This is a genomic window from Epilithonimonas sp. (assembly GCF_056329745.1).
Genome location: NZ_JBWEYV010000001.1, coordinates 270,677 through 289,599, shown reverse-complemented (window position 1 = coordinate 289,599; position 18,923 = coordinate 270,677). Strand labels below are relative to the sequence as shown.

Annotated in this window: 14 protein-coding genes; 10 read left to right on the top strand and 4 right to left on the bottom strand. The window is 37.3% G+C overall.

Annotation, left to right across the window (positions count from 1 at the left end; translation table 11 throughout):
* Positions 1 to 977 (bottom strand): 3-oxoacyl-ACP synthase III family protein (locus AC00Y6_RS01250; protein ID WP_474488802.1); only part of this gene is annotated, 977 nt, incomplete at its 3' end.
* 191 nt (positions 978 to 1,168) lie between these two features.
* On the opposite strand from AC00Y6_RS01250, the gene AC00Y6_RS01245 reads away from it, so the two are divergent.
* The 7 genes from AC00Y6_RS01245 (at position 1,169) to AC00Y6_RS01215 (ending at position 7,224) form a co-directional block, all read left to right on the top strand.
* Entirely contained in the window at positions 1,169 to 1,819 is a 651-nt protein-coding gene (locus AC00Y6_RS01245; protein ID WP_474488801.1) for a protein-L-isoaspartate(D-aspartate) O-methyltransferase, read from the top strand.
* Positions 1,820 to 1,986: 167 nt separating this feature from the next.
* Entirely contained in the window at positions 1,987 to 2,757 is a 771-nt protein-coding gene (mazG, locus tag AC00Y6_RS01240) for a nucleoside triphosphate pyrophosphohydrolase (RefSeq protein ID WP_474488800.1), read from the top strand.
* Positions 2,758 to 2,819: 62 nt separating this feature from the next.
* Positions 2,820 to 3,416, top strand: coding sequence for a LemA family protein (locus AC00Y6_RS01235; RefSeq protein WP_474488799.1), 597 nt, complete (start codon positions 2,820 to 2,822; stop codon positions 3,414 to 3,416).
* Entirely contained in the window at positions 3,413 to 3,844 is a 432-nt protein-coding gene (locus AC00Y6_RS01230) for a TPM domain-containing protein (RefSeq protein ID WP_474488923.1), read from the top strand. The genes AC00Y6_RS01235 and AC00Y6_RS01230 overlap by 4 nt, the downstream gene beginning before the upstream one ends.
* Positions 3,825 to 4,628, top strand: a complete 804-nt coding sequence (locus AC00Y6_RS01225; RefSeq protein WP_474488798.1) for a TPM domain-containing protein — start codon at positions 3,825 to 3,827, stop codon at positions 4,626 to 4,628. The genes AC00Y6_RS01230 and AC00Y6_RS01225 overlap by 20 nt, the downstream gene beginning before the upstream one ends.
* Positions 4,629 to 4,839: 211 nt before the next feature.
* Positions 4,840 to 5,364, top strand: a complete 525-nt coding sequence (locus tag AC00Y6_RS01220) for an NAD(P)H-dependent oxidoreductase (protein ID WP_474488797.1) — start codon at positions 4,840 to 4,842, stop codon at positions 5,362 to 5,364.
* Complete coding sequence (locus AC00Y6_RS01215; RefSeq protein ID WP_474488796.1) at positions 5,365 to 7,224, top strand: monovalent cation:proton antiporter-2 (CPA2) family protein; 1,860 nt, start codon at positions 5,365 to 5,367, stop codon at positions 7,222 to 7,224.
* 183 nt (positions 7,225 to 7,407) lie between these two features.
* On the opposite strand, the gene AC00Y6_RS01210 is transcribed toward AC00Y6_RS01215, so the two are convergent.
* Together AC00Y6_RS01210 and AC00Y6_RS01205 are read right to left on the bottom strand one after the other, a co-directional pair.
* Positions 7,408 to 9,171 (bottom strand): RagB/SusD family nutrient uptake outer membrane protein, encoded by a 1,764-nt coding sequence (locus AC00Y6_RS01210; protein WP_474488795.1) that lies wholly within the window; start codon positions 9,169 to 9,171, stop codon positions 7,408 to 7,410.
* A 9-nt stretch (positions 9,172 to 9,180) separates the two neighbouring features.
* Complete coding sequence (locus AC00Y6_RS01205) at positions 9,181 to 12,225, bottom strand: SusC/RagA family TonB-linked outer membrane protein (RefSeq protein WP_474488794.1); 3,045 nt, start codon at positions 12,223 to 12,225, stop codon at positions 9,181 to 9,183.
* Between the two features lie 325 nt (positions 12,226 to 12,550).
* Between AC00Y6_RS01205 and AC00Y6_RS01200 the strand changes: the two genes are divergently transcribed.
* On the top strand, positions 12,551 to 13,612 hold the full coding sequence (locus AC00Y6_RS01200; RefSeq protein ID WP_474488793.1) for a phosphatidylinositol-specific phospholipase C1-like protein: 1,062 nt from the start codon (positions 12,551 to 12,553) through the stop codon (positions 13,610 to 13,612).
* Positions 13,613 to 13,618: 6 nt separating this feature from the next.
* Here AC00Y6_RS01200 and AC00Y6_RS01195 read toward each other — a convergent pair whose 3' ends face one another.
* Positions 13,619 to 15,409 carry a metallophosphoesterase gene (locus AC00Y6_RS01195; RefSeq protein WP_474488792.1) on the bottom strand — a complete coding sequence of 597 codons (1,791 nt, stop codon included), beginning with the start codon at positions 15,407 to 15,409 and terminating at the stop codon, positions 13,619 to 13,621.
* Positions 15,410 to 15,815: 406 nt separating this feature from the next.
* Between AC00Y6_RS01195 and AC00Y6_RS01190 the strand changes: the two genes are divergently transcribed.
* Both AC00Y6_RS01190 and AC00Y6_RS01185 read left to right on the top strand, forming a co-directional pair.
* Positions 15,816 to 16,949 (top strand): DegT/DnrJ/EryC1/StrS family aminotransferase, encoded by a 1,134-nt coding sequence (locus tag AC00Y6_RS01190; RefSeq protein ID WP_474488791.1) that lies wholly within the window; start codon positions 15,816 to 15,818, stop codon positions 16,947 to 16,949.
* Between the two features lie 15 nt (positions 16,950 to 16,964).
* Entirely contained in the window at positions 16,965 to 18,896 is a 1,932-nt protein-coding gene (locus AC00Y6_RS01185; RefSeq protein WP_474488790.1) for a polysaccharide biosynthesis protein, read from the top strand.
* Positions 18,897 to 18,923 lie beyond the last annotated feature (27 nt).

Genomic DNA, 18,923 nt, shown 5'->3' with positions numbered 1-18,923 from the left:
TATACCTTATAAAGTGCTGTTCCCCAAGTCCAGCCGGAGCCAACTGCCGCGAATAGCAATAGATTACCAGGTTGGATTTTGCCACTTTTGTAAGTTTCGTCCAAAACAATCGGGATGGTTCCGCCGGAAGTATTGGCATATTTGTCCATATTGGTCATTACTTTCTCGAACGGGATGTTGGTTTTTTCCGCCGTTTTTTGCAAAATCCTGATGCTTGGCTGGTGCGGGATCACCCAATCTACATCATCGGAAGTTAATTGGTTGGCATCCAAAATTTCGTTAATTGTTTCCGGTAAAACTCTGGTAGCTGTTTCAAACACTTCTTTCCCATTCATCTGGAAATAATGGAGCTTTTGTTTCAGTGTTTCCTCAGAAGCAGGCATTTCTGATCCGCCTGCCGGAATGTTGAAATGGTATTTTCCAGTGCCGTCGGCGTGCAGCTTAAAATCGAAAAACCCTTTGTTCTCTGTAGTCGCAGATAATAAAATAGCACCCGCGCCGTCACCAAAAAATACAGAATCTTTTCTTTCCCAATCTGTAATCGTGGAAAATGTGTCTGCGCCAATCACCAACACATTTTTGTACATTCCGGTTTCTATGAACTGGCAGCCAATAGCGATACCGTAGAGCCCACCAGAACAAACCGCAGAAATGTCAAACGCAACTGCTTGCGGCGCATTCATCTTCTCCTGCACAAAACACGCTGTTGACGGAGCCTGCCTGTCTGGAGTAGAAGTAGCAACAATAATCAGGTCTATGTTTTGTGGTGAAATGTCGGTATTTTCCAAAGCTTTCAGTCCGGCTTTGGAGGCCAGGTCGCTGGTGACTTCACCGTCTACAATGCGGCGCTCTCTGATTCCCAGATTTTTAAAAATCCACTCATCGGATGATCCTACTTTTTCGAAAAAATCATTCTTTAATATTTTTGGCGGAACATACGATCCGGTACCTTTTATATAAGCTCTTATTTTATGCATAACTTTTATGGTTTTGTCTTGTTAATTGGAAGTTTAACTCAATTCCGAATAAAAAAACAGTCAAATTTATAAACTTTATTCTGATTGTATCTCAAAAAATTGATTTAGTTTTAAAATGATGATTCTTGTTTGGATTTTAGAAATATCCTTCCGAAATTGCAGACTGTAATTGAAAAATGCCTAATTATTAAATGAGAGATACTTACGTTCATAAGGGTAAAAGAAAACAGCTGGTAGATTATCTGCATCAGAGAATTGGGATTACGGACAGTTTTGTTTTATCTGCGATGAACGAAGTGCCAAGGCATCTTTTTATAGAAAGTGTTTTCGAAGATTATGCTTATGAAGATCGTGCCTTTCCTATTGCGGCAAAACAAACCATTTCCCACCCGTCCACTGTTGCCGAGCAAACCGAATTATTGGAAGTGAATGAAGGTGAAAAAGTTCTGGAAATTGGCACAGGTTGTGGTTATCAGACGGCGGTTCTTATCAAGATGAAAGCTTTGGTTTACACGATTGAGCGTCAAAAAGACTTGTTCGATTTTTCTCAAAAGATTTTCCGGGAATTAGATTTGAGGCCTAAGTTCCAGAGTTTTGGTGACGGTTTTGCCGGCTTGCCTACATTTGCCCCTTTTGATAAAATCATTGTGACTTGCGGTGCAGAAGTGCTCCCAACCGAACTTTTAAAACAACTGAAGGTTGGTGGGAAAATGGTAATTCCTCTCGGTAAAGCCGATGAACAGATCCTCTATCGGTTTACCAAGTTATCGGAAACGCAGTTTGAAAAGGAGGAATTTGGGGTTTACAAATTTGTGCCAATGTTGCAGAATAAATCAAATTAATATTATAAAAATAGATAAAACACAAAGGCACAAAATTTTATTTAATTTATAATGCTATAAGGCACAAAGTAAATATTGGTTATAAAGCTTTGTGCCTTAAAATAGTTTTTTTTAGATTAGAATAGTCATTGTGCCATAGTGTTTAAAATAAGAAATATTCATCATTTATGAATACAAGAGAGGAGAAATTGGAGGCTTTTGGAAGGCTTCTTGATATTATGGATGATCTGCGGGAAAAATGCCCGTGGGACAAAAAACAGACTTTGGAAACGCTGCGCCACCTGACTTTGGAGGAAACTTACGAATTGTCTGATGCACTTCTGAAAGAGGATTTGACAGAAATCAAAAAAGAGTTGGGCGATGTTCTTCTGCATTTGGTTTTTTATGCTAAAATCGGTTCGGAAAAAGGGAGTTTTGATATGGCTGATGTTATTAATTCACTTAATGATAAACTGATCTTTCGCCATCCGCATATCTATGGCGACACTGTTGCTGAAGATGAGGAAGCCGTAAAACAGAACTGGGAAAAGCTGAAGCTGAAAGTAGGCAACAAGTCTATTTTGTCGGGCGTTCCAAAAGGATTGCCGCCGATAATAAAAGCTTACCGTATTCAGGATAAAGTCAAAGGGATTGGCTTCGAATTTGATTCTGCTGATGATGCCTGGGAAAAAGTAAGGGAAGAATTGCAGGAGTTTCATCAGGAAACCGATAAACATAAAAAAGAAGAAGAATTGGGTGATGTGTTTTTTTCTTTGATTAATTATGCTAGGATTTCTGGGCTGAATGCAGATACCGCTTTGGAGAAAACCAATGCCAAATTTATTACCCGTTTTCAGAAAATGGAAGACCTGGCTAAGTCCAAAAAATTGAATTTGGCTGAGCTGAACCTCCAAAAAATGGACGAACTTTGGGAAGAAGCCAAGCTTTTTGAAAAATAAAACTGGACGAACTATTTAATTTATTATATTTGATTTAATTAAACTTTAAAATACACAAAACTATGAAAGGTAAAGGTTGTATCGTTGCTATTGTGATTGTAGCAATCATCGCGATAATAGGTTTTTGGGGCATTGGCGTCAGAAACGGATTTGTTACCAAACAACAGAATGTAGAGTCCAAATGGTCCAATGTGGAGACGGTTTATCAGAAAAGAGCCAACCTGATCCCCAACTTGGAAAGAACTGTGAAGTCCTACGCCAAATTTGAAAAAGAAACATTGACCCAAGTGGTAGAAGCCAGGTCAAAAGCCACCTCTATTAATATAGATCCTACTAATATGACCGAGGCTGATATGGCAAAATTCCAGGCAGCACAAGGCGAGTTGAGTGGCGCGCTTAGCCGTTTGATGGCTGTTGTGGAAAGCTATCCAAATCTAAAAGCAGATCAGCAGTACATCAACTTCCAGAGAGAATATACGGCGATAGAAAACAGCATCCGTACAGAAACCGTTTATTATAACGATGCGGCAAAGGATTATAACACCAATATCAAGACTTTCCCCAATAATGTGATTGCTAACTTCACCAATTTCAAAGAAAAACCATATTTCAAAGCAGAAGCCGGAGCTGAAAAAGCACCTTCTGTATTCTCAGAATAATGAATCAGTTTCTCACAGATACAGAGATGGCTTCCCTTGTGGAGGCCATCAAAATTGCCGAAGACCACTCTTCGGGTGAGATCCGCGTGCATATAGATTCCACGGCAGAAGATCATTTTGCCAAGAAGGCATTAGATATTTTTCATTCTCTTGGGATGCAAAATACAAAGGAGCGAAATGGTGTGCTATTCTACATTAACTTTGAGCAGCATTATCTTACCATTATTGGAGATAAGGGGATTCATAAAAAAGTGAAGCAACACTTTTGGGATTCGCTTCACGATGAGATTACTGCCCAGTTTGCCAAAGAGAAATACTTCCCGGCGATTAAAGATGCCATTCTGAAAACCGGACTGGAATTGAAAAAATATTTCCCTGTCAATGGGGAAAATGTCAATGAATTATCCAATGATATCAGCTTTTCTTAGACGATCTATTTTCGTAATCCTTATGATTTTTGGATTGTTATCCAAAGCTCAGAGTGTCCCGGAAAAACCTACAGTTCTTTATCCTGTCTATGATAAAGCAGGATTGTTGTCGGAATCAGAAAAAGACGCTTTAAATCAAAAGCTAATCAAGTTCTCAGACTCTACATCTACCGAGATTGAGGTCATCATCATTCCCACAACTGGCGGAGAAGATGTCAATTATCTCGCAACGATGTATGGTGAGAAATGGGGTATTGGCCAAAAAGGCGTGGATAATGGTGTGGTTTTTCTTATCGCTACAGAGGATCATACGATGTCCATCCAGCAGGGCCGGGCAGTTGAGCAATATTTAACCGCTTCTGTTGCGGGACAAATAATGGATTATTTGGTAACACCTTACTTTAAAAAAGGAGAGTGGTACAGCGGCATAGATCATGGCACATCTGCAATCATGGATGCCGTGAAAGGCAAATTCAAACCAATTGTTAAGAAACAACAAAAAGATAACGGCATGAGTGCCGGTTCGCTAATAGTGATGGTTGTTATCATTGTAATCCTCATTAGTATTTTCAATAGCAATAACAGAGGTGGTGGTAATTATGATGATGACGACGATGTTACTTTGTCCAGACGAGGGAGAAGGCGTTACAGCGGAGGGTTTTTCCCATTCCCTGGAAGTTTTGGAGGTGGTAGCTTCGGAGGTGGCAGTAGTGGCGGCGGTGGATTTGGTGGCTTTGGTGGCGGCGGAAGTTTCGGAGGCGGTGGTGCGTCTGGTGGCTGGTAAATCCAAGGCATTTTTAGCGATGTTTCGGTTTTAAATTTCTTATACTGTGATTGGTTATTTTTTGGAAAACAAGCTTATGTCCATTTAGCTTACATCAATAATTAACAGACTACAAAACGCTTGCATCATTACTGATTTTGTAGTTATTTTAGTCAGTCGTGTTTGGTTTTTTTTCTTAAAAATCGTTATTTTTACAGAAATCACCTTTCTTTTGAAAAAGACCCTCGTATTATTTGCGCATCCTTATTTTGAACATTCCACTACAAACATCAGACTTATAGAATGTTATGGTGGTATGGATGCTGTTGCTTTCAGGGATTTATACGAGGACTATCCCGATTTCCATATAGAACCTTTTAAAGAGCGCAAAAGAATTGTAGACTACGAAAGAATTATTTTTCACTTCCCTTTGATCTGGTTTGGCCTCCCACCATTGTTGAAACTTTGGATTGACGAAGTTTTTGATATGCGATGGATTACCGAGAGTGGCCTTAATATCCTTTCCGGAAAAGAAGCAATTATTGTGACAACCGTCGGTGGTCGTAAAAGCAGTTATTCGGTCTCGGGAAAATATGGGGTTAGCGTAGATGATTTGTTGTCTGGTCTCAGGGTGTCTCTTGCCGTAAACCAGATTGAACTAAAAAAGCTTGATGTGATTTACAATGCGGATGATCTCAGCAATGTACAACTGGATGGTTTTTGCAAAGATTTATCACAAATACTTAGAACAGATTAGATGGAGAATTCTATTGCAATGACGATTCTTATTTTTTTGGGTGCGGCCATTATTATGGTTCCACTGGGGAAAAAACTGGGTCTAAGTTCGGTGATTGGTTATATTCTTGGGGGAATTGTGATCGGCCCCTTTTGTCTGCAGTTAACAGGGCGTGATGCGGCGGATATAATGCATGCATCTGAACTGGGTGTCATTATGCTTCTTTTTTTGGTTGGCTTAGAGCTGGAACCCGAGAAGCTTTGGCAAATTAGAAAGAGAATTTTAGGCCTTGGGCTTAGTCAAATGTTGTTGAGTATTGTTGGGATTTTATTGGTTTTTTATGTTGCTGGATTTGGCATAAAAAAATCAGTCATCATAGCACTTTGTTTTGCGATGTCATCAACGGCTATTGTATTACAAACACTCAAGGAGAAAAACCTTTTCCGGACTGTGAGTGGCGAGGCATCATTTTCTATACTGTTGTTTCAGGATATTGCGGTGATACCTATATTAGCACTACTACCTTTTCTTTCCACATCGCAAAAGTCTTCAACTCAGGATATCCATGATAAGATTTTGCTACAGTACCTCCCAGACTGGCTTCAACCGTTTACCATTATTTTTGCTGTCTTGGCATTAATACTGTTGGGTCGCTATATTTTCACGCCATTTTTAAGGTTTGTTTCAAAATCTGGTTTGAATGAGCTTTTAACAGCTGCTTCGCTTTTCTTGGTGATTGGTGTTTCAGAACTGATGATTTCTGTAGATCTCAGCCCAGCATTAGGAGCATTTATCGCAGGTGTAATGCTGGCAAACAGTGAGTTTCGGCATGAATTAGAAAGTGATATTGATCCTTTTAAAGGGCTTTTATTGGCGGTGTTCTTTGTAAGTGTAGGAGCCACCATCAATTTTAACATTATTGCTTCAAAACCTGTTTTTATTTTTTCTGCTGCCATTATTGTCCTTTTGGTGAAAGGTCTTGTATTATTTGGGATCGCTAAATACTACAAGATGACCAATGAGCAAAGTTTTTTCTTGGCTGTTGCACTATCCCAAGTTGGTGAATTTGCGTTTGTACTTGTTAATTTTGCCGCTAGTCTTTATTTGATTGATTATCAGGCCAACGGTGAATTGATGGCAATTGTTGCCATTACAATGTGTATTTCTCCATTACTATTAATTTTGAAAGAACGGTTACTAGATAAACATTTTATCCATCAAAAATCTGAAGAAAATGAAGAATTGGGTATTATTAAACAACGAAAGGTCATTATAGTAGGTTTTGGTTTTTTTGGCAGTACCGTTGGGCGCCTTTTAAAAGCTAATGGTATACGCTCAACCGTTTTGGATAATGATCCAGACCGTGTTGCACTACTACGTTCTAATGGTTTTAATGTCTATTATGGTGATGCAACCAAACCTTCGCTGTTGCGGGCTGCAGGCATAGAAGAGGCCGAGCTTTTGGTGCTTTGTCTGGATGATGCCGAAAAGAATAAGCTTTTGGTAGATTATGCCAAAGAAAATTATCCTGAACTTAAGATTTTCGTTAGAGCCAAAAACAGATTGGATGCCTACGACTTTCTGAATAAAAATGTTGAACACATTTATAGGGAAACCTTGGGAACCGCTGTAGATATGGCTGTAGATATTCTTGAAGAAAATGGCATGCGGCGCTATACGGCGCGCAGAATGGGTAAGCGTTTTATGCTGATTGACAAAGCGATGACTAAAAAACTCGCAAAGGAGAGGGATAAAGATCAGATTACTTTTACACTCCGAAAATCTCTCGAACGCGAGGCAGAACTATTAGCTTTGGACAGCCAATCCTTTGAAGAAAACCACTGGACAACAGAGGAAGATGAAATTGATGAAAATCAATGATTGAAAGTTTTTTGTAAATAGCAATGAAATTACATTTTAATCTTTTGAATCTATCAGATGTTTTGTGCCTCATAATAGCTTTAATATTATTTAGCTAAGACATTAAAAAGAAGGTTTAATGGTACTAATTAGAAAAAACAAAGCTGCTCTTTTGGAACAGCTTGTTTGGAAAAATTGTGGCGTTTAATATCCTGCATTTTGAGAAAATTCTTTAGATGCATCGATAGTTGCCTGTGGTATTGGGAAAATCCTTCTGTAAGGTTGGGAAGCCGGTTTGGCAGTCCCTGGTAGGTCAAATTTCCCGAATCTTATCATTGCTTTTCTTCTATACATTTCCCAGTAAAGTTCATAACCTGTTTCCTTGAAAAGTATATCCGCATTTAGATTACTGATGGACTGGCCCGGCGTATTGTTATATAAAGCTTCCCGAGTCCTGCTCGTTCTCAATTTATTTATATCCGCAAGGGCGGCAGCTGTGTTGCCATTTCTAAAGTAGGCTTCTGCTCTCATCATGTAAATAGTTCCAAGCCTATACAATGGAACATCCATTCCACTTGTACCATTGTTTCCATATCCGGGATCAAACTCAAATTTGAAATTTCTAACGCCTCTGTTAATCTGCGCTTGGGTGAACACAGCTTCATTTGGATTGTCAAAGTTTAATTCGGGTGTGAAGTCGGCGGGTAACGTTGTGTTTTTCTCGGTATATAATTTAAAAACTTTGATTCGTCCATCTGGAGTCAGTTCAAAATTGCCATTGACAATTTTGGGTCCATATTGCTGTCCTGCCTGTAATCCTCTGTTGAAATGAAACCACGGCTTACCAGTCCCCTCAACCTTGCTGCTAGATGGTACACTGACATCTGTTCCGTCATTTCTAAACCATGTGCCATCCGAATATTGATAAGTCCTGTGGAATCGCGGGTCTGTAAAATTACCCTGCCATGAATAATAAAACTCTGGAGTAATACAAGAAGCATTTGTACCTCTGTTATCAGGAGACGGTTTTTGGATCCTTTCCATAGACATGTAAGCCAAATCGTTATCAGAACTCTTGGTAGAGTTGGCTAATTTTTTTTGTACGACCGAGAAAATCATTTCTTTGCTATTGTCATTATCAATATCAAAATTGTGAAAGTAATTGGATTCTAGACTAAAATTGGAATTATTAATTAGTAAATTACAATATGCAATTACTTTATCCATATCATTTCCACCCCCGTTTATAGCTTGTTCTTTAAAGTCAAAATTGTTCCCTGTTTTGTTTTTAAGAACGGCTCTGTTGAGATACATGTCGGCCAGAAAAGCATAAGCGGCCTGCTTTGTAAATCTTCCTGCATGGGTATTTTGAGTTTTGATATCTGCCAGATTTGGTATAAGTGCTTCCATATCCAAAATAAGATTATCTATACTTGTGGCATCTTTTCTGACCTGTACAGGAGCATTAAGGTTTGAAGGATCTCTGTACGGAGCCTGCCCATAAAGGTCTAAGGTTGTATAGGTGTAGTAATCTAATAGAGCTTTAGCTTCTGCCAAGAAAAGGTTTTTGTTCTTTCCGGTACTTTTTTCGATGCTAGCTATGGCAGTAAGAGATTTGGTAATCCCAAGGCTAAGTTGATTCCAAGTGGTTTTTACCACATCATTATTAGAATCCCAAGTAAACTCATGCATTGCTCTCCACTTTCCACCGTCGCCCCAATCACTTCCTCTTGTCGGTAAAAGAGCTTCATCTGTAGAATATTCCTGTAATGCAAATACACTCCCATGGTCTACAAATGTTCCTTCTCCCAACTGGCTGTAGGCTGCGGCTAGAGCCGCTTCGGGATCTGCATTTTCGGAGCCCAGTACTTCATCTATAACTTTTTCATCCAGATTGGTACATGCGGTTAAAGCAATTGCACTGCAGGTTAATATAATTTTAGTAATATTTAAATATTTAGATTTCATGATGTTTGATTAAAATTTAACAGTTGCTCCAAAAAGAAAGGTTTTTGCTGATGGATATGTGGTATAATCTATTCCCAAAGACTGGTTTCCACCTACCTGCTTGTTGGTATCTACCAAAGGGTCATAGCCAGAATAGTTGGTTATTGTTAAAAGGTTTTGTGCGCTTAGGTAAAGGCTGAGACTTTTCATCCACTTAAGTTGACCGAGGTCAAAGGTGTAACCAAGACGAACATTGTTAAGCCTTATAAAATCGGATTTTTCAAGATAAAGCGATGAAAGCTGCGGTTGATTGGAAAAGCTTGCGCCAGAGTCGTAGAAGTTTTTGAGGGTATTACGATCCGATGCCAAATTGTTGATGTTAAGATCTAGTGCCGTATTGTTGACTAGATAACCACCTGTTTGTCCAATAAATGAAAATGAAAAGTCTAATTTTTTGTATTGCATGTATGAATTGATCCCAAAAGTGAAAGTAGGAATAGGACCCTGAAAGATTTTTTTATCACTTTGATTTATTTTTCCATCCCCATCCACATCCTCGTAGATATATTTGCCATTAGAATCTGTGCCTAGATAGTGGTACATGTAGAATGATCCTGCCTGATATCCATTTTTGTAAATATTAGCCGTTACGCCGGAAAGGCCGGGGCCTGAAACTTCTCCTGAGTAAATTTCTGAAACACTAAGGTCTTTAATTTTATTGTTGACCGTTGCTCCATTAAGATCAAAATTCCAAGTGAAATTGTCATTTTTAATTATTTCCGAGCCGAAAGAAAACTCAATACCTTTATTAATGATTTTTCCATCAGAGTTTTTATACATCATAGAAGTTGGGCTGAGTGCAGGTGTTGGAATATAAAGTATTGCATTTTTAGTAGCTTTATTGTAATATTCTATAGATCCGTAGAATTTATTTTTTAAAAGGCTAAAATCTAATCCCAAGTTAGACTGCTCCACGGTTTCCCATTTCAGGTTGGGATTAGCTGTCCTGTTCACCAAAACACCATTTATAAGATTAAGGTTATCATATAAGTAGTATCCAGAAGCCTGTGAAAGGGAGTAGCTGGCCTGTGTCAACTTGTTGGGTACTTCCTGATTCCCAGTTTGGCCCCAACTTGCCCTTAGTTTCAAGTCATTAATAAGCCTGGAATTCTGTAAGAAGTTTTCGTTTGAGATGGTCCACCCCAAAGCGACTGAGGGGAAATAGCCATATTTGTTGTTTGCTCCAAAACGTGTAGAGCCATCTGTCCTGATTGAAGCTGTTAACAAATATTTTTTATCAAAATTATAGTTAATTCTTCCAAAATAAGATTGTAGTTCGTTTTCTTGGGCATAGCCAGCTCCCGGGATATATGGCGTTCCAGAATAGCCGGGATTAATTTCTGGAGCAATGCCAGTTCCTTTATCGGCAATATCCTTAACCCCGAAATAGGTTCCTGAAACTTTGAATTTTTGATAAGAAAATCCACCTAGGAAACTCAGGTTATGGCGGTTAAGGTTGAGATCGTATGTCAGATAATGTTCCAATAATACGTTATAAGAATCAAGATTGGCCTGCACATAAGTTCCTTTAGGTGTTCTATCTGTTAAGTTGGGATACATTGTCGTATTTCTTTCAGACATAGATTTGTCCACCCCGAGATTGAATTTATAATTCAAGCCAGGTAGAATACGTAACGTTGCTTCAGTATTTCCCAATATTCTGAATGTGTTGGTTTTATCGTTATAAACACTTAGCAAATACAGTGGGTTATAATGGGCATTCATGTTAAAATTGGTATAATTGCCCTGGTCATCATAGACAGACCGCGTAGGGTTTGCCATTAATGCATGGATGATGACTTGTCCGTCAGAGCCTGCATTCGCACCATTGGGTATTCCGGTTTCTCTAATGTCACTTGCGGTAAGATTTAATTTAATTTTTAATCTTTTATTATCCAGGAATGATTCTTCAGCATTTAACCTGGCAGTTGTTCTCTTGAAGCTGCTGTTAAGAACAATACCATCCTGATCCATGTGGGAAAGCGATGCAAAGTAGTTTCCTGTTTCTGTAGCCTTAGAAAAAGATACCGCATGGTTTTGAGATGCTGCAGTTCTATAGATTTGATCCTGCCAATCTGTATTTCCGCCATAATCATAAGATTTATCTATGCCGGTTTTTCTGTAATCATCTGCTGACAAAAGATCTAGTTTCTTGATGACATTAGAAAATCCCAAGTAGGTATCATAGGTAAAAAGTGGTTCCCCTTTTTTTCCTCTTTTGGTTGTTACCAAAACAACTCCATTTGATCCTCTGGCACCATAAATGGCTGCGGCTGATGCATCTTTAAGTACTGTTATGGATTCTATATCACTTGTATTTAAGAAATTAAGAGGGTTTTTGGCTTGTGCGTTTCCTAAACCTATGTTAGGCCCTTGTGCGCTCACTGCATCATTACTTAAAGGAACGCCGTCTACTACAAATAAAGGCGTATTACCACTTCTTACAGATCCAATACCTCGGATGGAAACATTGATGCTGGCACCTGGTTCACCGCTAGAGGGTGTAATTCTTACACCAGCAATTTTCCCTTGCATAAGATTGTCTACAGAAATATTCATCCCTTCTTTAAAATGGTCCGCTTTCAGTTGGGCAACAGAACCAGTAAGATCTGTCTTTCTCTGAGAACCATAACCTACAAGCGCTACTTCTTCTATGGATGTAGATTTTTTTTTAGCTTTCAGTTTAATCTCAATTGGCGTGTTGGAAACACTTATTTTTTGAAACTCATAACCTTCGTAGATTATTGATAATGTTTGTCCTTGGTCAGCACTTATACTGAACTGGCCATTACTGTCTGTAAGCACACTAATGCCTGTTTCCAAAACAGTAATTCTGGCTCCCTCAATGGCCATACCTTCCTGATCTTTTACAATTCCTGTCACAGGATTTACCATGTGTACAAATAGATGGTCATTGGCTGTCATAACTATTGCATTTGCCTGTCCAGAGACAAGGAATATAAGTGCTATAGGTATTAGCTTTTTAAATTTTAAAAAATTAATTTTGTGATACATATTATTAAGTAAAGTAATTATAATTTTTGCATGCTTAATTAATCACCGCTGTTGTTCCCGCAACAGCGGTTCTTGCTTGTTTTTTTATGTTTATTATTTGCACAAAGAAATAAGTTATTCATCAAAATTTACTTTAACATAGCATTATCATAAAATCAATAAATGTTAAAACACACTTATATAGTCAGATTTAAATTATTGATTTTCAATAATTTAATTTGATAATTATTTTTTTATTTTTTTTAATTTTAATACATTCTTAACTTTTTCTTAAAGGGATAAGTGGTGATAGTTGTATATTTTGGAGGTTTGAAAAATTTTATAAATGAAGAGATTTACCACTGCTATTGCGACCATACTATTTGGTAATTTGCTGTTGTCCCAAAACCTTGATTCTCTAAAATTGAATCAGATTCAAGTCATAGGATCTCATAACTCATATAAAAAAGCGATCGCCCCCGAAGTTTTAGCATTCTTAGAACAAAGTGAAGCCGCGGAATACCTGCCTAATATTGAATATGAGCATATTTCAATATTAGATCAGTTGGACATGGGGCTCCGCAATCTTGAAATTGATGTCTATGCCGACAGTAATGGCGGAAAATATAAACATCCAAAAATTATGGATTATGTGAAAGCAAATCCAACATTTGATCCCGAAAATAAAATGACTAAACCTGGTTTTAAGATGATTCATATCCTTGATATTGATTATCAAACCTGGTACTACACTTTGGAAGACTGTTTGCGTGATCTAAAAAAGTGGTCAGACAAGCATCCAAACCACCATCCAGTTTTTATAACGCTTGAACCAAAAGATGGTACAGTCAATAAATTTGGTACAGAGCCAGAGCATTTTACTACAAAACTCTTTGATGATTTGGATAGCGAACTACTAAAATATTTAGGCAGAAACAAAATTCTTACACCAGACGATGTGCGGGGTGATTATCAAACACTTAACGATGCTGTGCTGCATGAAAACTGGCCGAAAATCAATTCAGCTAAAGGCAAATTTATATTTGTAATAGATAATAATGGAGCAAACCGGGATCAATACATCAAAAATCATCCATCACTTAAAGGTAGAATGATGTTTACCAATTCATCTCCTGGTACGGAGGAAGCTGCTATATTAATTATGAATAATCCTGATGAAAATATTACTAAACTTGTCAAGAAGGGCTATATTATTAGAACCAGAGCAGACGCAGATACTAAGGAGGCGAGAGCAGAAAATTTTTCAAGGTTTGACAGTGCAAAATCCAGTGGCGCGCAGATTATTACGACTGATTACTATTTGCCTAGCAAATTGTTCAAATCCAAATATAAGGTTAATTTTGATAATCAAGGTTTTGAGAGAAAAAATCCTATAACTGGACCATAAAGAAATTTATAGTCTTTTGAGCTTTCGGTTTGGCAGATCAATTTCAAAATGGTCTGCCGGATCACTGTTTGATAATAGAGACAGTATTTTGAAAAAAGATTGAAGCTGTGTCATAAATTCATCCCTTGGATGATATTCTTTATATATCTTTTCCAAAATTGTGTATTGCAAAAGCCTTTTTTTTGGAATATCATATTTGGCAAGTTCGTCTGCTGCCTGATATTTATACAGATCGAGTATAGCATCATCAAAATTCCATTTGTTGTAATCTTTAAGAATTACATTCATCTGTCTTAATTCTGCTCTAGTTTTTACCAATAATAGTAACTTTTCACCTGTTAAATTCTTTGCCTTTTTGTAAAATTCCGGTGGCCAGTCCGATGGGATCATTCTAAGGCGTACCAATTCTTTGAGGTGAAAGGTCATATAATTACCATAAGATCTAGATTTGAGTATTCTTTTATCCCACAATTGCTTGTCTCCTGCGCTCTTCATGGCTTCATATTCTTTTTTGTACAGCGGGAACACCTCTTTAAAACCTTGCACTTTATGCAATATCACAGTTTTGACATCCATCTTATCTGAAGAATAAATTGTCAAAATTTTATAAGCAGGGATATAAGCGGCGAGAGAAGGAACCTGTAAATTAACCAGGATTTTGTCACCAAATTGCCTAATCCCGGTATCATTAATGTGCATATGACCAGCAAAATGAATTTGCAGTCCTGCCTCAGAAAAAGTTTTTGCAACATCCTCTGATGGTACTCTATCCAACTGCCATTTTTTTTTCCCAAGGAGATTGGCAATAGCAGGAGATGCACCATCATTATAATCGATCATTGGGTAGTGGGTAAAGGCTACCAGAGTTTTGCCTCGGGATTTTGCCTCTTTACTTAGATTTGCCACCCATTTTATAAGATGCTTTTTGTAAACCAACACATTATTGTATCCAATAGATGCTCCGTTATAATTATCAGGATCCAATGCACTAGAGTTCATGTTTTTTGGGATGTATGTATTACCATCAATAGCCAGTAGCCATAGTCCTTGTATTGGTTCTACTATGTAACTGAGGTCGGGTATCATAAATCCTTTAGCAATTTCAAACATCCTGTTTTTTATATTAGCATGCTGTAAAGCTTCTTTATAGCTATAATTTTGATAGTTTAAGGAATCAAAGGGTGTGTTCCAAAAGATATTTTCTTTCTTAGGAAAAAGGCCGAAATCTTTTAGCTGGTCTAATATTTCAGTGTAACCTAACTCTGCAATATCATTGGTAATAATATCATTGTTATTTTTTTTAAGTGTTGACTTGCTATAAATGCCTATTTCTCCGCCGTCGTCGTTTAGAAAATCATTTTTACCAGCCTCACGTCGCCAAGGACCCACAGGATCATGATTGCCAGTTGTAATATAAAAATCAAGTCCATATTTTTTTTTGTACTGCTCCAGTATTTTTTTGAGTCCTCTGACATTATATGCTTGGCCATCGTCAGAAAAATCGCCTGGTAGGGCAACTATCTTTATATTTTTGTTTGCAATATCTTCCAACGCCTGCAGAAATGCAAAATAGTTTTCATTAAAAATACGTGTAGAATGAAGTTGCGAATCCATAGATCTTAAAATGGTGGGTTTTCCCGTTTTAGGATTGATTGCACCCTTAAAATCGTTGTCTGAAAAGTTACCATACAAATCCTGAAAATGAATGTCGGACAAAAATGCCACCTTTAATGGCTTTTGTTGAGCTTGCGAGAAAGCTCCTATGGTAATGATTAAAAAAAATATAAACTTTTGCATTTTTCAAATATATAAGTCCACAAACAAAAGATATTTAACTTAATATTAATTAATGATGAATCAAGCCTCTGAATCAAATGAGGTAATAAATATTATGATAACCTTTATCATAATCTTTAACCCACAAATACAATAATTTTCTCCATTTTACGGTTAACCGTAAAGGCATTATATCTTAAGTGATTAAATTTGGCATTCGAAATTTATAAAAAGCTTAAAGTTATATGGCAAACTTATAAATTTTGCTTGTGAAATATAAGTATTTTTCTCTACTTGAATAATGGATGCTTCACGTTTTATATGGACTTATTCTTAATAACATTTTGCAACCGTCAAACAAAGTTTCCAAAAAGTGTTAAAAAAATCATAACTTTGGAAGACAATAAAAATGAAATTATAGCTACTGATGGATTCTAAAATTTGGCTGTCTTCACCACACATGGGAGGTCAGGAAATGGGGTATATACAGGATGCTTTTGCCCATAACTGGGTGGCTCCGTTAGGAAAAAATGTGGATGAATTTGAATTGGCCATAGAAGACTTTTTGGGGGATAATCGTAAGGTTGCGGTATTAAGTTCGGGGACAGCTGCATTACATTTGGCTTTAGTGCAATTGGATGTTGGTTATGGCGATGAAGTTATTTGTCAGTCTTTTACCTTTTCTGCATCAGCTAATCCTATTAAATACCTTGGCGCTTCACCTGTTTTTGTAGATTCAGATCCTGTTAACTGGAATATGTCCCCCGATTATTTGGAAGAAGCTATTGTAACACGTATCAGTCAAGGGAAAAAACCAAAAGCGGCTATCGTAGTACATCTCTATGGGATGCCTGCCAAAATGGATGAAATTTTGGCGGTTTGCAGAAAATATAATGTTCCCTTAGTTGAAGACAGCGCAGAAGCATTGGGGTCTAGCTACAGAGGAAAAATGTGTGGAACTTTTGGGGATTTTGCAATCCTTTCGTTTAATGGGAATAAGATTATTACGACATCGGGTGGTGGGGCTTTGGTAAGTCAATCGCCAGAAGTCAAATTAAAAACAATATTCTTATCTACCCAGGCCAGGGATCCAGCACCTTATTATCAGCATTCTGAGATTGGGTATAATTACAGACTGAGTAATATCTGCGCTGGCATAGGCCGTGGACAAATGCAAGTGTTGGGGGATCGCATTCTAAAAAGAAGAGCTAACCATAACATGTATTTGGATCTTTTTAAAGATATTGATGCAGTAACTGTTTTTACGGAGGCGAATGACGATTATTATTCTAACCACTGGTTAAGCAGTATTACCATTGACGGAAGTTTTACTACCAGGAATAATTATGATTTGATGAGTGCCTTTACGGCAAAAAATATAGAAACACGGCCACTATGGAAGCCGATGCACCTTCAGCCGGTTTTTAAGGATTGTCCGTATTACGGAGAAACCGTTGCTGAAGATTTATTTAACAGAGGGCTTTGCTTGCCTTCTGGTTCCAATCTAACGAATGATGATCAAAAAAGAATTAAAGATGTTATAACGAACTATCAATTTTAAATCGCTAACCAAAGAATGGAGAAGGCTAGAAATCGTAAACGGTTTTCACTGAATGATAATGTATTATACCTTGCAGATTTTAAGTTTTTGCCAAGGTGGATGATTTTGGTCATTGATATATTTATCATCATCATGGCTCTTATGATTTCGCATTTGTTAATCATCAGTTTACGTGTTAGCCACTACAAAGTATTTCCATTAACTTACATTTTTAGTTTTGTAATTGGTATTAATGTTTTGTTTATGTACGTATTCAAAACCTATCTAGGAGTTATACGCCATTCCACATTCGTTGATCTTTTTAAAATTTTTACAGCTAATTTTTTTAGTATTCTCACTGTTGTTCTTGTTAATTACATCTACTTTATAGTCACTGGGGAAAAGCTTGTGTTAATCCCTTTTCTTGGTCTTTATTTTGCGATTTCTTGTCTGTTTTTATTTGTTTTCAGGTTGTTTGTGAAAGGTGTTTTTAATGTGATCAAGGAAAATAAGCGTAGCGCCAGCCAAAAGAAAATCTATGTATTAGGAGATGATGATACTTCTGTGGCTATTGCTCAGGTCATTCTTTCAAATCCTAATTTACCTTTTGATATCAGAGGATTTATATCCTATCATGATAAAAAAGTTAATATTAAACTTCTTGGAAGAAAAATACTTACCAAGGCTGAATTTATATCAGATCTAAATAATGGGATGGAGGATGTGAGTGGGGTTTTGGTTATTAAGGAAGCTTTGCAAAAAGAAGAACTTGATTTTTGGGTGAATCTTTTTCTTGAATATAATCTTAAGATTTATAAGTCGCCCAACATGCAGAAGCTGCGAAGTAAAGAGATCATAAATAATCTAAAAACCATACAAATTGAAGATCTGCTTAACCGTAAGCCTATCAAACTTGATAATATGGAGGTTAGAAGACGACATTTCCAGAAAACGGTTTTAGTTACTGGCGGAGCTGGTTCAATTGGTCGAGAAATTGTTAGGCAAGTTGCAATTTTGGAGCCTTTACAAATCATTATTCTAGATCAGTCCGAAACGCCTTTATATGATACAGAGCTTGAGATGAAAGAGCTTTATCCACATATCAATTTTAAATTCATACTCGCCGATATTTCCAATTACGAAAGGCTGGAGCCTATTTTTAAAAAATACCAATTCTCTATGGTATACCACGCTGCAGCCTACAAACATGTTCCACTAGTTGAGGAAAATCCTCATGAGGCTGTTCTTGTTAATGTATTGGGTACTAAGAATCTGGCATTGTTATCTAGCAAATATCAGGTGAACCGATTTGTGATGGTTTCTACAGATAAAGCCGTGAATCCTACTAACGTAATGGGAGCTTCAAAAAGGGTGGCCGAATTGTTTGTTCAGTCTTTACAAGATTATAACAATAATACAACCAAATTTATCACCACAAGGTTTGGTAATGTACTTGGGTCTAATGGTTCTGTAATACCTCATTTCAGGAAACAAATTGAGAGAGGTGGACCTGTCACCATAACACATCCCGATATTGTCCGTTATTTCATGACCATCGCCGAAGCCTGTGAGCTGGTGCTGCATGCTGGGACAATGGGTAATGGTGGGGAGATCTATGTGTTTGATATGGGAGATCCAGTAAAAATTCTGGAACTCGCCAAACGAATGATCAAATTGTCTGGGTTGGAGCCTAATGATGATATCAAAATTATCTATACCGGTTTAAGACCAGGTGAAAAATTGTATGAGGAATTATTGAGTGACAATACCAAAACACTTCCTACATCCCATGAGAAGATTATGATTTCAAAGGATCCATCCATGCATTTTGAGGAAATAGATGAACTTACAGAATTGGTCATTTCTTATTCCAGAAGAGAAGAAAAGCAGGAAATTGTAAAAGTCCTCAAATGTATTGTTAAGGAATTTAAAAGCAATAATTCTATCTATGAATCTTTAGATCAATAAGAATCATTATATTTGCAAACTTAAAGA

Coding starts and splice junctions, on each gene's coding strand:
- AC00Y6_RS01245 (WP_474488801.1), top strand. CDS start 1,169: ATGAGAGATACTTACGTTCATAAGGGTAAAAGAAAACAGCTGGTAGAT.
- mazG (WP_474488800.1), top strand. CDS start 1,987: ATGAATACAAGAGAGGAGAAATTGGAGGCTTTTGGAAGGCTTCTTGAT.
- AC00Y6_RS01235 (WP_474488799.1), top strand. CDS start 2,820: ATGAAAGGTAAAGGTTGTATCGTTGCTATTGTGATTGTAGCAATCATC.
- AC00Y6_RS01225 (WP_474488798.1), top strand. CDS start 3,825: ATGATATCAGCTTTTCTTAGACGATCTATTTTCGTAATCCTTATGATT.
- AC00Y6_RS01215 (WP_474488796.1), top strand. CDS start 5,365: ATGGAGAATTCTATTGCAATGACGATTCTTATTTTTTTGGGTGCGGCC.
- AC00Y6_RS01210 (WP_474488795.1), bottom strand. CDS start 9,171: ATGAAATCTAAATATTTAAATATTACTAAAATTATATTAACCTGCAGT.
- AC00Y6_RS01205 (WP_474488794.1), bottom strand. CDS start 12,225: ATGTATCACAAAATTAATTTTTTAAAATTTAAAAAGCTAATACCTATA.
- AC00Y6_RS01200 (WP_474488793.1), top strand. CDS start 12,551: ATGAAGAGATTTACCACTGCTATTGCGACCATACTATTTGGTAATTTG.
- AC00Y6_RS01195 (WP_474488792.1), bottom strand. CDS start 15,409: ATGCAAAAGTTTATATTTTTTTTAATCATTACCATAGGAGCTTTCTCG.
- AC00Y6_RS01190 (WP_474488791.1), top strand. CDS start 15,816: ATGGATTCTAAAATTTGGCTGTCTTCACCACACATGGGAGGTCAGGAA.
- AC00Y6_RS01185 (WP_474488790.1), top strand. CDS start 16,965: ATGGAGAAGGCTAGAAATCGTAAACGGTTTTCACTGAATGATAATGTA.